1 protein-coding gene is annotated in these 1,364 nt (G+C 69.6%); it reads right to left on the reverse strand.

Annotated features, from left to right (window positions below; genetic code table 11):
• Window positions 1–26: 26 nt before the first annotated feature.
• Window positions 27–1,115: an IS110 family transposase gene (locus ACIG5E_RS39485; RefSeq protein WP_396542158.1), complete on the reverse strand. Its 1,089-nt coding sequence runs from the start codon at window positions 1,113–1,115 to the stop codon at window positions 27–29.
• Between the last annotated feature and the right edge of the window lie 249 nt (window positions 1,116–1,364).

The raw sequence follows: 1,364 nt of genomic DNA on the forward strand, positions 1-1,364 counted from the left end.
TGGATGCCCCTATGACTGTCAAGCAGTCATGCCGGGAGCGGTGTGAGCCCGACACGTGGCAGCAGCGAGAAGACCTCGCGGGCGACGTAGCGCTTGAGGCATCTGATCACTTCGCGCCGGGTCTTCCCCTCGCCGGTCCGCCGCTTCAGATACTCCTGGGTGCGGGAATCCCACCGCAGGCGGCTCTGAACGATCCGGTAGAGCGCGGCGTTCGCCTGCCGGTCACCGCCGCGGTTGAGGCGTCTGCGTTGCTGTTTGCCCGAGGAGCGCTCGACTGGACTGGCTCCGCACAGCGCGGCGAAGGATGCCTCGTCGGTCAGACGCTCGGGGTTGTCACCTGCGGTGATCAAGAGCGTGATAGCGCTGTCCGGCCCGATGCCGACGCGCTCAAGCAGCTGCGGAGCGTGGGACTGGACGAGGGCTGCCAGACGCTTCTTCAGGCCGTCGATCTGGGCGGTCAGCTGCTGGATGCGCTCGGCCAGCAGCTGGAGCGTGATCAGCGTGGCGTCCAGGACGTCGTCGCGGCCGAGGTAGTCGGGGTCGGACGCCAGCGCCGCGCAGGTGCGGATCAGCACCGGGTTGGTCATGGGTGTCAGTTGCTCCCGCAGGCCGGGGTCCGCGGACACCAGGACGGCCTTGAGCTGGTTGACGGCCTGGGTGCGGGCTTTGATGGCGGAGTCCTTGGCCAGCTTGTACATGCGTGCGATCTGCACCGGCCCGTCGCCGCTCTTGGCCCGGGCGGTGGCCCTGCCCGAGATGACGGCCCGCGCGGCCGCCTGGGCGTCGACGGTGTCGGTCTTGCCCTGCTGGCGCTGGGCCGCTTTGTCGGGCCGGTTGACGTCGAACACCTGGACATCGCGGGAGAGCAGGTGGCGTGTCAGGGCCGCTCCGTAGGAGCCCGTGCCCTCGACTCCGGCGCGCGTGAGCGTTCCGAACGATTGGGCCCAGTCCAGCAGTTCACGGTAGCCGGCCGAGGAGGCCGGGAACGCCTCGGTGGCCAGGACTGCGCCGAGCGGCGTGAGGACGGCCGCGACGTGCGCGTCCTTGTGGGTGTCGACCCCGAGGACGACCTCGGCGTCGCGTTGCGGCTGGCTGGCGCTCTCGCGGTTGGGCATACTGGCCACGGTCGGTCCGCTCCCTGCCTGTTGGAGTGTCGGTTGGCCGACACCGGACCGGTCGGGGCGGTCAAAACTGTGACGGCGCCCTGTTCACGGCAAGGCCCCTATCGGGACACACCCCGCCGGCCCGGTGACAGCAAGCACCGCCCCGAACCAGCGGCCGACAGATCCAAACCAGGACACCACGGTCCGTTCTCGCGCGGGTCAGGCCACGGCCCGGGACAGCACCCGTCGATTCTCACAGTT

The organism is Kitasatospora sp. NPDC053057 (assembly GCF_044546945.1).
Classification (GTDB): domain Bacteria; phylum Actinomycetota; class Actinomycetes; order Streptomycetales; family Streptomycetaceae; genus Kitasatospora.

Coding starts and splice junctions, on each gene's coding strand:
- ACIG5E_RS39485 (WP_396542158.1), bottom strand. CDS start 1,115: ATGCCCAACCGCGAGAGCGCCAGCCAGCCGCAACGCGACGCCGAGGTC.